Origin of the sequence: Ponticoccus litoralis, from assembly GCF_039769985.1 — a bacterium.
Classification (GTDB): domain Bacteria; phylum Pseudomonadota; class Alphaproteobacteria; order Rhodobacterales; family Rhodobacteraceae; genus Ponticoccus; species Ponticoccus litoralis.
In genome coordinates this window covers 985,722-1,001,517 of the sequence record NZ_JBDNCH010000002.1, presented here as the reverse complement: position 1 = coordinate 1,001,517, position 15,796 = coordinate 985,722, and the positions used below count along the sequence as shown (strand labels likewise).

Annotated in this window: 12 protein-coding genes and 4 pseudogenes; 10 read left to right on the top strand and 6 right to left on the bottom strand. The window is 69.8% G+C overall.

From position 1 onward, the window contains the following. Positions 1–87 precede the first annotated feature (87 nt). The 4 genes and pseudogenes from ABFB10_RS05965 to rbfA all read right to left on the bottom strand — a co-directional run. Complete coding sequence (locus ABFB10_RS05965) at positions 88–861, bottom strand: 3'(2'),5'-bisphosphate nucleotidase CysQ (protein WP_347165805.1); 774 nt, start codon at positions 859–861, stop codon at positions 88–90. Beyond that, a complete protein-coding gene (locus ABFB10_RS05960; protein WP_347165804.1) occupies positions 848–2,194 on the bottom strand; it encodes a TldD/PmbA family protein in 1,347 nt (448 codons plus the stop codon). The genes ABFB10_RS05965 and ABFB10_RS05960 overlap by 14 nt, the downstream gene beginning before the upstream one ends. A gap of 125 nt (positions 2,195–2,319) precedes the next feature. Further along, positions 2,320–3,078 (bottom strand): annotated as a pseudogene (locus ABFB10_RS05955) (phosphodiester glycosidase family protein). Between the two features lie 8 nt (positions 3,079–3,086). Further along, a pseudogene (gene rbfA, locus ABFB10_RS05950) lies at positions 3,087–3,479 on the bottom strand (30S ribosome-binding factor RbfA); the annotation flags it as partial. Positions 3,480–3,588: 109 nt separating this feature from the next. On the opposite strand from rbfA, the gene dapB reads away from it, so the two are divergent. Further along, on the top strand, positions 3,589–4,401 hold the full coding sequence (gene dapB / locus ABFB10_RS05945; protein WP_347165803.1) for a 4-hydroxy-tetrahydrodipicolinate reductase: 813 nt from the start codon (positions 3,589–3,591) through the stop codon (positions 4,399–4,401). 503 nt (positions 4,402–4,904) lie between these two features. Here dapB and ABFB10_RS05940 read toward each other — a convergent pair. Then, positions 4,905–5,102: a DUF1674 domain-containing protein gene (locus tag ABFB10_RS05940; RefSeq protein ID WP_347165802.1), complete on the bottom strand. Its 198-nt coding sequence runs from the start codon at positions 5,100–5,102 to the stop codon at positions 4,905–4,907. Positions 5,103–5,180: 78 nt separating this feature from the next. Here ABFB10_RS05940 and ABFB10_RS05935 point away from each other — a divergent pair. The 9 genes and pseudogenes from ABFB10_RS05935 (at position 5,181) to ABFB10_RS05900 (ending at position 15,515) form a co-directional block, all read left to right on the top strand. Continuing rightward, positions 5,181–6,457, top strand: a pseudogene (locus ABFB10_RS05935) (RsmB/NOP family class I SAM-dependent RNA methyltransferase). Between the two features lie 50 nt (positions 6,458–6,507). Continuing rightward, positions 6,508–8,257 (top strand): annotated as a pseudogene (locus ABFB10_RS05930) (heparinase II/III family protein). Positions 8,258–8,279: 22 nt separating this feature from the next. Next, on the top strand, positions 8,280–9,866 hold the full coding sequence (purH, locus tag ABFB10_RS05925) for a bifunctional phosphoribosylaminoimidazolecarboxamide formyltransferase/IMP cyclohydrolase (RefSeq protein ID WP_347165801.1): 1,587 nt from the start codon (positions 8,280–8,282) through the stop codon (positions 9,864–9,866). Between the two features lie 136 nt (positions 9,867–10,002). Beyond that, on the top strand, positions 10,003–10,485 hold the full coding sequence (gene lspA, locus ABFB10_RS05920) for a signal peptidase II (protein ID WP_347167943.1): 483 nt from the start codon (positions 10,003–10,005) through the stop codon (positions 10,483–10,485). Positions 10,486–10,541: 56 nt separating this feature from the next. Continuing rightward, positions 10,542–11,063 carry a DUF3035 domain-containing protein gene (locus tag ABFB10_RS05915; RefSeq protein ID WP_206564096.1) on the top strand — a complete coding sequence of 174 codons (522 nt, stop codon included), beginning with the start codon at positions 10,542–10,544 and terminating at the stop codon, positions 11,061–11,063. 156 nt (positions 11,064–11,219) lie between these two features. Continuing rightward, entirely contained in the window at positions 11,220–12,608 is a 1,389-nt protein-coding gene (locus ABFB10_RS05910) for a M16 family metallopeptidase (RefSeq protein ID WP_347165800.1), read from the top strand. Continuing rightward, positions 12,605–13,171 carry a M16 family metallopeptidase gene (locus ABFB10_RS24000; protein ID WP_430522994.1) on the top strand — a complete coding sequence of 189 codons (567 nt, stop codon included), beginning with the start codon at positions 12,605–12,607 and terminating at the stop codon, positions 13,169–13,171. Before ABFB10_RS05910 ends, ABFB10_RS24000 begins: the two co-directional genes overlap by 4 nt. Further along, positions 13,159–14,049 (top strand): M16 family metallopeptidase, encoded by an 891-nt coding sequence (locus ABFB10_RS23995; RefSeq protein ID WP_430522993.1) that lies wholly within the window; start codon positions 13,159–13,161, stop codon positions 14,047–14,049. The genes ABFB10_RS24000 and ABFB10_RS23995 overlap by 13 nt, the downstream gene beginning before the upstream one ends. A 176-nt stretch (positions 14,050–14,225) precedes the next feature. Continuing rightward, positions 14,226–15,515, top strand: a complete 1,290-nt coding sequence (locus ABFB10_RS05900; RefSeq protein WP_347165799.1) for a DUF2252 domain-containing protein — start codon at positions 14,226–14,228, stop codon at positions 15,513–15,515. Here the strand turns inward: ABFB10_RS05900 and ABFB10_RS05895 are convergent. Beyond that, positions 15,506–15,784, bottom strand: a complete 279-nt coding sequence (locus ABFB10_RS05895; RefSeq protein ID WP_347165798.1) for a hypothetical protein — start codon at positions 15,782–15,784, stop codon at positions 15,506–15,508. The genes ABFB10_RS05900 and ABFB10_RS05895 overlap by 10 nt on opposite strands. Positions 15,785–15,796 lie beyond the last annotated feature (12 nt).

Below are 15,796 nucleotides of genomic sequence, written 5' to 3'. Positions count from 1 at the left end.
CCTAGCCTTCCCGGCCCGCCGGTCAAGGCTGGCGTCCTGCCAGGCCTGACAAGGCCTTTCCGGGTGCCGCGATATCGGGCAGGCGCCTCAGATCAGCCGGTCGAGAAGGTCGCCGTGCAGCGTCGCGTTCGCGGCCAGCACCCCGTCGGTCTGCGGGTGCGCATTGTTGAACCGCAGCGGCGCGCCGCGCCGGTCGGTGACCTGCGCCCCGGCCTCTGACAGGATCAGCGCCCCGGCGGCGATGTCCCACTCCCGGGTCGGGCGCAGGGTCAGCATGGCGTCATAGCGTCCCTCGGCCACGAGGCTGAGCCGATAGGCCAGCGAGGGCCGGTGCGCGCGGGTCATGCCGGGCACCCCGCCGGGCCAGTTCCCGGTCTCGAAGGTGGGTTTCTTGGCAAGGATCGTGCCGCCCTCGGCGCTGGCACGGCGGGTGACCGCGATGGGCGCGCCGTTCAGCCGGGCACCCGCGCCTTCGGCGGCGGCGTAAAGCCGGTCGAGCAGCGGCAGGTAGACCACGGCGGCGCGGATTCGGCCCTGCTCGGCCACGGCGATGGAATGCGCCCATGTCTTCTCGCCGTCGATGAAGCTGCGGGTGCCGTCGATGGGATCGACGATGAAGACCCGCTTGGCGCCCAGCCGGGCGGCTGTGTCGGGGCTTTCCTCGCTGAGCCAGCCATAGTCGGGCCGGGCACTGCCCAGAACCCGGTGCAGCAGGGTGTTCACCGCCAGGTCGGCGCGGGTGACGGGGCCTGCGCCCGCGTCCTTGTAGCGGACGTCCAGCGGTTCCGACAGGTAGGCGCGGGCGGTGTCCCCGGCCCGCCGCGCGGCATCGATCAGGAGGCTGAGATCACTCTCCGGCAAGCGTCAGCCCCTCGACGAGCAGCGAGGGCACGACACGGGTCAGCCAGGGCCGGGCGTCATTGGCGGGCACGATCGAGGCCAGCATCTGCCGCAGGTTGCCCGCGATGGTCACGCCGGACACCGGGTAGGCGGGCTGGCCGTTCTCGATCCAGACCCCCGCCGCCCCGCGCGAATAGTCGCCGGTGTTGGGGTTGATGGTCGAGCCGATCATCGAGGTCACCAGCAAGCCGGTGCCCATCTGCGCCATCAGCGCCTCGCGGCTTTGCTCGCCCTGGGTCAGCGACAGGTTCCGGGTCGAGGGCGAGACCCCGCCCGCCACCGAGCGCACCGCGTTGGCGGTGCTGTCCAGCCCCAGCTTGCGGGCATTGGCAAGGTCGAGGGTCCAGCCCGTCAGCACGCCGTTCTCGACCAGCGCGCGGGGCCGCGTCGCCAGCCCCTCGGCGTCGAAATGGCGCGAGGCGCTGCTGCGCGGCTTCCACGGATCCTCGTGCAGGCTGAGGCCCGCGGGCAGAACCGGCTGCCCCAGCGCGTCGCGCAGCCAGGACGCGCCCCGGGCGATCTGCGCGCCGTTGATGGCGGCGACAAGGTGGCCGATCAGCGAGGAAGAGATGCGCTCGTCGAAAAGCACCGGGTAGGCGCCGGTCTTCGGCTTGCGCGGGCTCAGGCGTTCGACCGCGCGGCTGGCGGCGGTGGTGCCGATCTCTTCGGGGCTGCGCAGATCGGACTGGAAGACCCGTGCGTCGCCGTCATAGTCGCGCTCCATCCCCGTGCCCTCACCGGCGATGGCCACGCAGGAGGTATAGCGCGAGGACCGCCGGTAGTGCCCGGCAAAGCCGTTGGTGGCGGCCAGCGCGATCTCTTGCGCGCTGTAGCCGGCGGTGGCGGATTGCACCTGCGTCACGCCCGCGTTGGCCAGCGCGGCGGCCTCGGCCCGGCGGGCGTCGTCCTGAAGCGCGGCGGGATCGGGTTCGGGGGCCGGGTCGTGCAGCTCCAGCCCGCTTGCGTCGCGGGTCCGGGCCAGCTGCGCCGGATCGGCGAGGCCCAGATAGGGGTCTTCGGGCGCCTCGCGGGCCATGGCGACGGCGCGTTCGGCCATGGCGGCCAGCGTCTCGGGGCGCGCGTCAGAAGACGAGACCACGGCGGCACGCTTGCCCAGAAGCACGCGCAGGCCGATGTCGGTGCCCTCGGCGCGCTCTGCCTGCTCCAGCCTGCCGCCGCGCACGTCGATGGACAGCGCGGTGCCCGACAGCGCGATGGCATCGGCAGCGTCTGCCCCGGCCCGGCGGGCGGCGTCGATCAGCTGTTCGGCAAGCGAAAGGGGCGTCTGCGGCATGGGGAACCTCGGGCTTGGGACTGCTTCCGAGGTAGGCCGGTCGCGACCGGGACGCAAGGGCAGCGGCGGGGAGACGGTTTCTTGCAAAGAAACCGGCCCGAATTCTTTGCAAGAATTCGGCTGCCTCAGTCGGCGGGGGTGGTGACGGCGACGATCGGGCCCATGCGGCGCCCGATGTCGGAGCGGTTCAGCTGCGGCGCGTGCAGCCGCGAGACATTGCCGTCCAGAAACAGCGCGTTCGGCAGCTTCAACCCGTCGCGGAACAGCCGGGCGAATTCGTGGAAGGTGACGGTGTTGCGCGAGATGGCGAAGACCACGCGGCGCCCGTCGTACCGAGGTCCCGACGCCGTTGCGGATATAGCGCGAGGTGCTGTCGGGCAGGAAGCGCGGGTGCAATTCGTTGTCGATCACCAGCATCGGGCCGGATTGCGTGGCGTGGCGGCAGCGCGGGCGGCTGGCGAGGAAATCCCGTGTCTCGATCACGTCGGTGCGGGTGTCGCGGATGCACAGGATGCCGTTCGGCAAGAGGCCGAAGTTGCCCGGCCCGGGGTCCGGCACAACGCGCATCGCCTCTGCGCCGTCCTCGACGTAATGGCCCACCGGCGCGCGGTCGTCGTGGTACATGCCCGCGTTCATCGCGAAGACGAGGTCTCGGCCCTCGGCCTCCAGCGCCGCCTCGAGGCGGTTGAACTGGCCCTGGGCGCGCCCTCGGGGTCGTCGAGGAAGAGCCTCAGGCGCTCCTGTGCCGCGTCGACCTCGCAAACCGTGTAGCGGCTGTCCTCGAAGGCCACGTTCCGGCAGTCCACGGCTTCGGCCCGGACGGGCAGAAGCGCCCACACAAGCGAGGCGAGCAGGGCGCCCGTTCGAACGGCGGCGGCGGCCATGCGCTCAGTTCTCCGAGGTCCCGCCGCACGGCGTCATCGGAGAAGATGCGGCGGGTGTCGTCGAGCCGGTCGAAGGTCTCGTCGAGACGGAAGCGCAGCTCTGGCGCGTGCTTCAGGTCGAGCCCCTTGGCAAGAAGGCGCCGAAGCTCTCCGCGGTTGCGGTGCAGCAGGTCGAACATCGCCTGCTGCCCCTCGCCGCCCAGCGGCACCACGTAGGCGGTGGCGATTCGCAGGTCCGGCGAGACGCGCACCTCGCCGACGGTGATCGTCATGCGATTCAGGTCGGGGTCGTGCACATCGCCGCGCGAAAGCACTTCGGACAGGCGGCGGCGGATCACCTCGCCGACACGAAGCTGTCGTTGGCTGGGGCCGGAGCCCTCGGAGGAACGGTTGCGTGACATGGGGCAAGACTTAGCCCTCGATCCGGGTTTTGCCAAGCGGGCTGCGGCGGGTTATTGAGGCCCCCGGACGCGGCACCGGGGTGCCGTCGGGAAAACTGGAGAGAAGCGGATGGCCGAAAGCGTGGGCGTGGTTGTGACCGGAGTGTCGGGCCGGATGGGGCAGATGCTCGTGCGGGAGATCGCGGCGCATGACCGGCTGCATCTTGCCGGGGCGCTGGAGCGCGCGGGCCATGACTGGATCGGGCGCGATCTCGGCGAGGCCATGGGCGGTGCGGCGCTTGGCGTGGCGGTCTCGGACGACCCGCTGGAGGCCTTTTCCCGGGCGCAGGCGGTGATCGACTTCACCGCGCCCGCCGCCACAGTGGCCTTTGCCGAACTGGCGGCACAGGCGCGGGCGGTGCATGTGATCGGCACCACCGGGCTGGCCCCGGAGGATCTGGAGAAGATCAGGGCGGCGGCGCGCCACGCGGTCGTCGTGCGGGCGGGCAACATGAGCCTTGGCGTGAACCTCCTGACCAAGGTGACCGAGCAGGTGGCGAAGGCGCTGGATCTGGACTGGGACATCGAGATCGTCGAGGCCCATCACAACCGCAAGGTCGACGCGCCCTCGGGCACCGCCCTGATGCTGGGCGAGGCGGCGGCGGCGGGCCGTGGCGTTGCGCTTGACGCGGTGTCGGACCGGGGCCGCGACGGGATCACCGGCGCGCGCGAGCCCGGCGCCATCGGGTTCCACGCGATCCGGGGCGGCGATATCGTCGGCGAGCACGAGGTGATCTTTGCCACCGCCGGCGAGCGCATCACGCTGAAGCATATCGCCAGCGACCGGTCGCTCTTTGCGCGGGGTGCCCTGAAGGCGGCGCTGTGGGGGCAGGACAAGGCGCCGGGGGAATACGACATGCTGGATGTCCTTGGCCTGAGCTGAGGCCCGCGCCGATATCCGGGCCTGCGGCTGGGACTGTTGCCTTCGGCAAGGCGCCCACCCGCCGACCCGGATTGGGTCTGACCCATAACCCGGCGCGGATGGCCAGGGCGCTCAAGCTCTGGCTCACCAGGGCAAAAGCCCCGGAGCCCCCATCGCCGAGCCCTTGCCTGACAGACCGCTGCCGGGGGGCAAGGAAAATGGCCGTATCCCCAAGGGGCCCCTCGGCAATTTTTCGTGACCCCCCGGCAGCGGCCCGTCCGGATGCGGGCAGGCGACGGCGGCTCCGGGGCAAATGCCGGGGACCGGTTTCGCCCTCTGTCGGAGCGGTAAGCGCGAGGGGCGGGCGCCTGTGGTTGCAGGTTGGCGCGGGCAGCCAGCCCGGCGGTCCGTCCGGGGCGGAGGCCGGGCTGTGCCCGGGTGCGGACAGGGGACGCCGGTGAGGAATGGCCCCGGCGGGGCCCGCGGGTCGGCGCCGGGGGCCGCGCCGCTGTGTGCAGCCGCGGTCAGAAGTCGATGGCGATGCCCTTTTTCTCCCAGTCGCCGTAGCGGGCGGGATCGAGGCCGTCGCGGCCTCCGAGTTCGGTGGGGGCCGGGTTGGCGCGGGCCTCCGCCTCGGCCTTGGCGCGGCGCTCTGCGGCTTCCGCCGTGGCGCGCCGGGCGGCGGGGGGCAGATCCCGGGGCTGTTCGGGGGTATCGGACATCGGGCTTTCCTCGCTTCGTGCCTTTTGATATACGCCCCGCCTGTCGCGGGGCAAGGTGTCCCGCCGCCCGGAGATGCCATGTCCACCAACCCCAGCCCCGCCCGTCTTGCCGCCGTCGACCTGCTGGATCAGGTGCTTGCGCAGGGGCGACCGCTGTCCGAAATGGCGCGGCTGGAGGCGCTGGCGCCCGCCGACCGCGCCGCCGCCCAGCGTCTGGCCATCGAGGTACTGCGCGGGCTGGAGCGGGCCGACAAGCTGCTGAAGCCGCATCTGCGCAAGGCGCCCGCGGTGCGGGTGATGAACATCCTGCGGCTGGGCACGGTAGAGCTTTGCGCGGGCGGCGCGGCCCATGGCGTGGTCAGCGATTGCGTCGAGATCGCCGCAAAGGGCAAGCGCACGCAGGGCGCCAAGGGGCTGGTGAATGCCGTCCTGCGCAAGGTCGCGGAGACCGGGCCGGAGGGCTGGGCACGGCTGCGCGTGCCGCGCCTGCCGAAGTGGCTGCGCGGGCCCTCGGTGGCGGCCTGGGGCCAGAGGCGGTGGCGGCGATGGAGCGGGCGCATTTCGCCGGTGCGCCGCTGGATCTGTCGATGAAGGGGGCCGTGCCGGAGGGGCTGGGCGGAGAGGCCCTGCCCACCGGGTCCCTGCGCCTGCAGGACGCGGGGCAGGTGACGGCCCTGCCGGGGTTCGGGACCGGCGATTGGTGGGTGCAGGATGCCGCCGCCGCCCTGCCGGTGAAGCTGTTGGGGGATCTGCGCGGCCTGAAGGTGCTGGACATGTGCGCGGCACCCGGCGGCAAGACCCTGCAACTGGCGGCGGCGGGCGCGCAGGTGACGGCGCTCGACCTGTCCGAGGCGCGGCTGGAGCGGGTGCGCGAGAACCTTGCCCGCACGGGGCTGGCGGCCCGACTGATCGCGGGCGATGCGCTGGAGCATGACGAGACCTATGACGCTGTGCTGCTGGACGCGCCCTGTTCGGCGACCGGCACGATCCGGCGTCACCCGGACCTGCCGCATGTCCACAAGGGCGAGCGCATCAGCGAGTTGATCGGCCTGCAGGAGGCCCTGTTCGACCACGCGCTGCGGCTGGTGAAGCCCGGCGGGCGGCTGGTCTACGCGACCTGTTCGCTGATCCCCGACGAGGGCGAGTGCCAGGTGGACGAGGCCCTGCAACGCCATCCGGGGCTGAGCGTCCTGCGGCCGGACGCGCCCTGGATCGAGGAGGCCTGGCGCTCCAGCGAGGGCGGGTTGCGCCTGCGGCCCGATTTCTGGGCCGGGCGCGGCGGCATGGACGGGTTCTACATGGCGGTCCTGCAGCGCGGCGAAAGCGTTGATGACTTCGCGGCCCCGGCGGGGTAGGATCTCTGCAACAGCCCCCGAAGGGGCGGCAAGAGGCAGTGCAGAGACCCATGGCGACGCGTCGGAACTGGCGGACCGCGCAGGCGCGGGCATTGGACCGCGTCCATGCCCGTCTGGCGGCGCGCGCCCGGCCCGCGCGCGGCTTCGTCTCGCAGCCCGAACCTCGCACCATCGGCTTCTTTGCCAAGGGCCGCCAGTTGATGGCGGGAAACCTGATGTTCGCCGGTCATCTGGTCGAGGCGAAGGGTGTGCTTCCCCGGGATCTGGATGCCCCCGACGAGGCCTTTTCCGAGGAAATACAGGGCTTTGCCTGGCTTGACGATCTTGCCGCCGTGGGAGACCCGCGCGCCCGCAAGCTGGCGCAGGACTGGGTCTGGGGCTGGATCGACCGCTATGGCCGGGGCACCGGCATCGGCTGGGCGCCGGGGCTGACCGGGCGGCGGGTGATCCGCTGGATCCACCACGCGCTGTTCCTGTTGCGCGGGCGCCCGGCAGAGGAGGCGGCGGCCTTCTATCGCGCGCTGGCCGCGCAGGCGCGCTTTCTGGCGCGGCGCGGGCAGGGGGCAGAGCCGGGGCTGCCGCGCTTCGAGGCGATGACGGGGCTGCTGTATGCCGGGCTGTCGCTGGAGGGGATGGAAGAGCATGTCGGCCCCGCGCTGGCGACGCTGAGCGCCGAATGCCGCAGGCAGATCGACGCAGAGGGCGGTATCCCGACCCGCAACCCCGAGGACCTGCTGGAGGTCTTCACCCTGCTGACATGGGTGCAATCGGCGCTGGCCGAGGCCCACCGCGAGACCGACAGCGCGATCACCGAGGCGATCGAGCCGGATCGCCCCCACCCTGCGCACCCTGCGCCACGCCGATGGCGGGCTGGCCCGGTTTCACGGCGGCGGGCGCGGGCTGGAGGGGCGGCTGGATCAGGCGCTGGCCGCCTCGGGCAGCAAGCGGCGGCAGGCGGACGGGCTGGCCATGGGCTTCGCGCGGCTTTCGGCGGGGCGGACCAGCATCATCGTGGATGCGGCGCCGCCACCCGCCGGGCCCGCCTCGGCGCAGGCCCATGCCTCGACACTGGCCTTCGAGCTGACCTCCGGGCGCAGGCCGGTGGTGGTCAGCTGCGGATCGGGCGAGGGCTTTGGCGCGGAATGGCGCCGCGCCGGGCGGGCCACGCCCTCGCATTCGGTGCTCTGTCTTCAGGGCTATTCCTCGGCGCGGCTGTCGCCCGAGCGATGGGTCGGCCCGGCGCGCCGCGAATTGCTGGAGGACGCGCCGCGCCATGTGCCGATCCAGATGACCCGGCTGGCCGACTCGCTGCGGTTCGAGGGCGGGCACGATGGGTATCTGGGCGGGCAGGGGCTGACCCATGCGCGCAGCCTGATCCTTGAACACGACGGCCGCACCCTGAGGGGCGAGGACTACCTCGTGGCGCTGGATGCCGCCGCCCGCAAACGCTTTGACCGCGCGATGGACGGGGTCCGGCTGGCCGGGCTGCCCTTCGAGATCCGCTTTCACCTGCACCCCGAGGCCGATGTGACGCTGGATATGGGCGGGCTGGCCGCCTCGATCGCGCTGCGGTCGGGCGAAATCTGGGTGTTTCGCTTCGAAGGCAAGGTCGAAATGGCGCTGCAACCCTCGGTCTACCTTGAAAAAGGGCGTCTGAGGCCCCGTGCGACCAAGCAGGTCGTTTTATCCGGGCGCGCAATGCAGTATGCGACGCGCGTCCGCTGGACGCTGGCCAAGGCGCAGGACACGGCGCTTGCCGTGCGCGACCTCGCCCGCGACGAGGCGGACGGAACCGTTTGACCTGAACACTGGGGAACCCCGCATGTCCGACCTTCAGCCCGTGCGCCGCGCGCTTCTTTCCGTTTCCGACAAGACCGGTCTGATCGACCTGGCGAAGGCGCTGGAGGCTGCGGGGGTCGAGATCCTGTCCACCGGCGGCTCTGCCGTGGCGATCCGCGAGGCGGGCGTCGCGGTGCGCGACGTGGCCGATGTCACCGGCTTCCCCGAGATGATGGACGACCGCGTCAAGACGCTGCACCCGGCGGTGCACGGCGGGCTTCTGGCGCTGCGCGACAATGCCGAGCACACCGGCGCGATGGAGGAACACGGCATCGGCGGGATCGACCTGCTTGTGGTCAACCTCTACCCCTTCGAGGCGGCGCTGGCGCGCGGCGCGGATTACGACGAGATGATCGAGAACATCGACATCGGCGGCCCGGCGATGATCCGCGCGGCGGCCAAGAACCACGCCTTCGTCACCACCATCGTCGATGTCGAGGATTACGACGCCCTGCTGGCCGAGCTGCAGGCGAACGGGGGCCAGACCTCTTACGCCTTCCGCCAGCGCCATGCGCAGATCGCCTATGCCCGCACCGGCGCCTATGATGCCGCTGTCAGCACCTGGATGGCGGGCGCCATCGGCGAGACGACGCCGCGCCGCCGGGTCTTTGCCGGGACGCTGAAGCAGGGGCTGCGCTACGGCGAGAACCCGCACCAGCAGGCGGCCTTCTACGTGGATGGCAGCGACCGGGCGGGGATCGCCACTGCGACCCAGCTTCAGGGCAAGGAACTGTCCTACAACAACATCAACGACACCGACGCGGCCTTTGAACTGGTGAGCGAATTCGCCGGCGGCGCGCCCGCCTGCGCGATCATCAAGCACGCCAACCCCTGCGGCGTGGCGCAGGGCGCAACGATTCTGGATGCTTACAAGGCGGCCTTCGACTGCGACCGGACCTCTGCCTTTGGCGGGATCGTGGCGCTGAACCGCCCGCTGGACGCGGAAACCGCCGAGTCGATCTCGGAAATCTTCACCGAAGTGGTCATCGCGCCCGGTGCGGACGAGGCCGCGAAAGAGATCTTCGCGAAGAAGAAGAACCTGCGCCTGCTGCTGACCGAGGGTCTGGCCGATGCCGCCACCGCCGGTCTGACTTATCGACAGGTGGCTGGGGGCATGCTGGTTCAGGACAAGGATGTGGGCCAGCGGACGCTTGAAGACCTGAAGGTGGTCACAAAAGTGCAACCGACAGAGGCGCAGATGCAGGACCTGCTGTTTGCCTGGAAGGTCGCCAAGCACGTCAAGTCCAACGCCATCGTCTACGTCAAGGACGGCGCAACCGTGGGTGTGGGCGCGGGCCAGATGAGCCGCGTCGACTCGGCCCTGATCGCCGCCAAGAAGGCCGAGCGCATGGCCGAGGCCCTGGGCCTGCCGGAACCGCTGACCAAGGGCTCTGCCGTGGCTTCGGACGCCTTCTTCCCCTTCCCGGACGGGCTGATGGAGGCCGCCGCCGCAGGCGCGACCTGCGTGATCCAGCCGGGCGGGTCGATGCGCGACGACGAGGTGATCGCCGCCGCCGACGAAGCCGGTCTGGCGATGGTCTTCACCGGCATGCGCCACTTCCGTCACTGAGGGCTGGGCGGGCCTCCGCGCGTCGGGGGCCTGCCGCAATGGGCCGGGCTTGAGGCCCGCGCCCCCGGCGACTATCAGGCGCGGACGAACAGGACAGGGCAGGGCAATGGCAGCGACGAAACCGGTGACGAAACCGATGCGGCTTGTGGCGCTGAGCGCGCTGGTCGTGTTTGCGCTCGACCAGATGTCGAAGCTTTGGGTGCTGAGCGCCCTGAACCTTGACCAGCGCGGCACCATCGAGGTCTTTCCGCCCTTCCTGACCTTCCGCATGGCGTGGAACCGGGGGGTGAACTTCGGCCTGATGGCAGGCGACGACGACCTGACGCGCTGGGTGCTGATCGCCGTGGCGCTGGTGATCGTCGCCGTCGTGGTGGTCTGGATCCGCCGCGACCCGCCGGGCCTTCTGGGCCTGATCGGCGCGGGCCTGCTGATCGGCGGCGCGCTTGGCAACGTGATCGACCGCGTCCTTTACGGCGCGGTGGCGGACTTCCTGAACATGTCCTGCTGCGGGATCGACAACCCCTTTTCGTTCAACGTGGCCGATATCGCGATCTTCGCGGGCGCCATCGGGCTGGTCCTCTTCACACCGTCGAAACCGCCGAAGAAAAAGGCCCCGTGACGGGGCCGGGAAGATCGGTTAAAGCTGTGCGCAATGTGGGAAACGGAGGGTAGCCAATGCGGCTGTCGCTTCTTGTGGCGATTGTGGGACTGGGGGTTTGCGCCTCCTGCGGGCTTGTGCGCAGCGACAAGCCCCTGCACGACCTGAGGACCAACCAGCGCGAGCCCGAGGAATTCGGGATCGTTCCGAACCGTCCCCTGCTGGACCCGGAGAGCTACGGGCAACTGCCGCCTCCGACGCCCGGTTACGCCAACCGCGCCGACCAGAACCCCAAGGCCGATGCCGTGGTGGCGCTGGGGGGCAACCCCGCGCGGCTGGATCCGAACGCGGGCGTTCCGGGCAGCGATGCGGCGCTGGTCAACCGGGCCACGCGCTACGGGCGCGATCCGAACGTGCGCGCCGAACTGGCGACCGCGGACGCGGAATTCCGCAAGCGCAAGAACATCTTCAACTGGTCGCTGGTGCCGGACAACCGCTACAACCGCGCCTATTCCGGGCAGTCGCTTGACCCGAACGAATGGCTGCGCCGCTACCGCGCCGCCGGTGCGCGGACGCCCACGGCCCCGCCCGCAAACTGACCAGCGCGCCGTCTGGGCCGGGGTGGACCCCGGTCCGGCGCAGGCCGTCGCGTCCTTCACGGTTCTCACGTCCCTGTCACCGCATCGTGGGCTCGCTTGATCTTGCGCGAGCACTGCGTACTTATGACCCAACCCGTGGTGACAAAGGATGACGCGATGCGCCTGACCTCCCTGATCCTGTCCCTTGCGATGGCCACCGGCCTGCCCGCATTGGCCCAGACCGAGGCCCCCCCGGCAGAGGAGGCGCTGACCGATCCGGTGACCACCTTCGCGCTGGAAAACGGCATGCAGGTCGTCGTGGTCGAGGATCACCGCGCGCCCGTGGTCGTGCACATGGTCTGGTACAAGGCGGGCTCCGCCGACGAGATCCCCGGCACATCCGGCGTCGCGCATTTCCTCGAACACCTGCTGTTCAAGGGCACCGAGACGCTGGAACCGGGCGAGTTCAGCGCCACCGTGGCCCTGAATGGCGGGTCCGACAACGCCTTCACCAGTTTCGACGAGACCGCCTATCACCAGCGCATCGCCGCCGACCGCCTTGGCCTGATGATGCAGATGGAAGCGGACCGCATGGTCAACCTGCAACTCGACGAAGAGGATATCCTGACAGAGCGCGAGGTCATCATCGAAGAGCGCAACATGCGGGTCGAGAACGACCCCGGCTCGCTCTTCCGGGAACAGACGATGGCGGCGCAGTATCTCAACCATCCCTACGGGCGCCCGATCATCGGCTGGCGCCACGAGATGACGCAACTGGATCTGGGCGACGCGCTGGAGTTCTACAACCGCAACTACGCGCCCAACAACGCGATCCTCGTGGTCGCGGGCGACGTGACCCCGGACGAGGTGCGCACGCTGGCCGAAGAACACTACGGCCCGATCCCGCCCAACCCCGAGCTGGGCGAACGGGTGCGCCCGCAAGAGCCGCCGCAGACCGCCGCGCGGCGCATGGTCTTCGAGGATCCGCGCGTCGCGACCCCCTATGTGACGCGCAGCTACCTTGCGCCCGAACGCGATCCCGGCGCGCAGGAAGAGGCCGCCGCGCTGACCATCCTCGCCGAGGTTCTGGGCGGCGGGCAGACCTCTGTCCTGACGCAGACCTTGCAGTTCCAGCAGCAGAAGGCGGTCTATACCACGGCCTATTACGCCGGCACCTCCTACGACGACACGGCCTTCGGGCTGGTGATCGTGCCCGCCCCGGGCGTGACGCTGCCAGAGGCCGAAGAGGCGCTGGACGCGGCCCTCGTGCAATTCATGCAGGACGGCGTCGACGCCGAGCAGCTGGAGCGGATCAAGTTCCAGATCCGCGCCGCCGAGATCTACAACCGCGACGACCCGGCCCGCACCGCGCGCCGCTACGGGCAGGCGCTGACCGCCGGCCTGACCGTCGAGGACGTGCAGGCCTGGCCGCAGGTGCTGGAGGCGGTGAGCGCCGAGGACGTGATGGCCGCCGCCGAGAAGGTCTTCGACCCCAAGGCATCGGTCACCGGCTACCTGACCACCCCGCCCGACGCCGGACAGGCCCCGAAGGAGATCACCCAATGAAGCGCCTCTTCCTTGCCCTGACCGTCACCGCCTGTTCCTTTGCCGCCACCGCATGGGCCGCCGTGGACATCCAGCAGGTCGAAAGCCCGGGCGGCTTCAAGGCCTGGCTGGTCGAGGAACCCTCGATCCCCTTCGTCGCCCCGGAACTGCGCTTCAGGGGAGGAACCTCGCTGGACGAGCCCGGCAAGCGGGGCGCGACCTCGCTGATGGTGTCCACGCTGGAAGAGGGCGCCGCCGAGATGGACGCCAGCGCCTTCGCCGCCGCCAAGGAAGGCATCGCCGCGAAGATCCGCTACGATGTGGGCGACGACGCGGTCAGCATCTCGATGAGCTTCCTGTCGGAAACCCGCGACGAGGCCGTCGCGCTTCTGCGCGCCTCGCTGGTCGAGCCGCGCTTTGACGAGCAGGCGGTCGAACGGGTGCGCGCGCAGCTTCTGTCGAACCTGCAATCGGACCTGAAGGACCCCGACACCATCGCCAGCCGCGCTTTCGACGCGATGATCTTCGGTGATCACCCCTATGGCACGCCCCCGACGGCACGCCCGAAACCGTGGCGGCGCTGACCCGCGACGACCTTGTGACGGCGCTGAAGAACGGGCTGACGCAGGATCGCGTCTACGTCGCGGCGGCGGGTGACATCACCGCCGACGAACTGGGGGCGCTGATGGACCGCCTGCTGTCCGACCTGCCCGAAACCGGCGCGCCGCTGCCCGCCGACGTCGAGGTGCAGACAGAGGCCGGGGTGACCGTAATCCCCTTCGACACGCCGCAGTCCGTCGCGGTCTTCGGCCACAAGGGCATGAAGCGCGACGATCCCGACTTCTTCGCCGCCTACCTGCTGAACACGATCTTCGGCGGCGGCGGCTTCGAGGCGCGGCTGATGAACGAGGTGCGCGAGAAGCGCGGCTTGACCTACGGCATCTACAGCTATCTCGCCCCGAAGGACCACGCAGAGCTTTTCGTGGGCCGCGTCGCCAGCGCCAATGACCGCATCGCAGAGGCCATCGACGTGATCCGCGACGAATGGCGCAAGGTGGCCGAAGAGGGCGTGACGCCCGAGGAACTGGAGCGCGCGAAGACCTATCAGACCGGCGCCTATCCGCTGCGCTTCGACGGCAACGGGCCGATCGCGCAGATCCTCGTGGGCATGCAGATGGATGACCTGACGCCCGAATACATCGAGACCCGCAACGCCAAGATCGAGGCGGTGACGCTGGAGGACATCCAGCGCGTCGCGCAGGAGCTGATGAAGCCGGAGGCGTTGCATTTCACCGTCGTCGAGCCGCCCCGAGGGGCTGGACGAGGCGCCGATGCAGTAAGCGCACGCCGCGCCACGGCCACGAACCGCAGCAGGGACCGAAGCCGGGCAAGGGCTTTGGTCCCTTTGTTTTGCGCGGCCCGCCTGTGCTTGCGTGGAACGCTTTGCCCGGGGTGCCGTTGACCTTTCCAGAACCGAGGGAAAGGACAGGGCCATGGCAGCCAGCGACAGCGCGAAAGACAGCGGGACCGAGGAAGGCCCGGAAGAAGAAGAAAACCGCCTCGCCCGTCGAATCGCTGCAAAGCCGGGTCGGGGACTATGCCCGGCTTGCCGACCGCTTTGCCGCAGAGCCGGTGGTCATGCGCCCGCAGAACCTGACGGGGCAGGCGCGCCGCCTGCATGTGCGCAAGACGATCATCGAGGATCACGCCGTGCGCATCGACCAGAAGGCGCAGGGCGCCGACGAAAAGTTCGACACGCTGGCCAGCAACCTGTTTTCCTTCTTTCGCGGCACCTCCCTGCTGTTTCACCGCGACATGGTGGGCGAGGACGACCGCATGCCGACCGTCCTGGTGCTGGGTGACGTGCACCCGGCCAACTTCGGCGTGATGCCCAATGCCGACAACGTGCCGATCTTCGGCGTGAACGATTTCGACGACGTGATCTACGGTCCCTTCAGCTGGGATCTCAAGCGCGGCGCCACCGGCTTCATGCTGGCGGCGCAGCAAGAGGGCGGCCAGGGCACGAAGATGCAGCGCAAGATCGTCGCGAAGTTCGTGAAGGGCTACCACGAGGGCATGACCTTCTATGCGAAGCACGGCGACGGCACGATCCGCCATATGCGCCCCGACAACAGCCCCAAGGTCATCCGCAAGCTTTTCGACAAATCCGGGAAAAGCCGCAGGGACTGGCTGCGCGACCGCTACCTGAACGAGAACGGGCTGGGCTTTCGCGCCAACTCCGAGCTGACGCCGATTTCCACCCGCACCGAAGAGTTTCAGGGCTACATCAACCGGCTGGTCGCGGCGAACGGCCTCGACAGCAAGGGCCGCGCGGGCACGCTGACGGTCAAGGACGTCTGCATGCGCCACGGGCAGGGCACCGCCTCGCTGGGGCTGCCGCGCTACTATTGCCTGCTGGAGGGGCCAAGCCGGGATGCCTCGGACGACCTGATCATCGAGTTCAAGCGCGCGCGGGCCTCGGCTCTGGAAGGGCTGGTGCCCGCGAATGACTTCGACGCGGGCGATCAGGGCGACCGGATCGCGCATGGGCAATCGGTGCATCTGGCCTCTGGCGACGTGTTCTACGGCGCGGTGGAGATCGACGGCGAAAGCTTCATGTCCCGCGAGCGCGCGCCGTTCCGCAACGACATCGACCTCGACGACCTGTCCGGGAAAAGCTGGAAGAAATACGCCCGCGCCTGCGGGCTGGCGCTGGCACAGGCGCACGCCCGGTCCGACGACGCGGGGCAGCTGGATTACGAGATCGAACCGCGCATCCTGGAGGCGATGGAGCCGCTGCCGCTGTTCATCGACGACATGATCTGTTTCGCGGAAGAGGCGCTGGATCGGTTGGAACAGGACCACGCTTATTACCGGCGGGACCTGAAGCAGGGTGCCTTCGACGTGACGCTGAAACGCTACCGCTGATCGCCGGTGTCCAGATACCAGCGGATGAAGGCGTTCCCGGTCTTGGGCTGAGGGAGGGTGCGGCGCAGGATCGCCGGATGGATGATCCTGAACAACCAGACATGCAGGGCGACAAGCAGCGCCAGCAGGCCCATGGCCGTCAGCGGGCGCAGCCCCGGGCCGGGGTCGATCACCGAGGCCAGTCCGAAAAGCGCCAGCGACAGAGCCAGCGCGCCGATGGCGATGCGCCAGCGCCTGTGCAGGGGATGCGGGCCGAGAAGCATCTTCACGGCCCGCCCCGC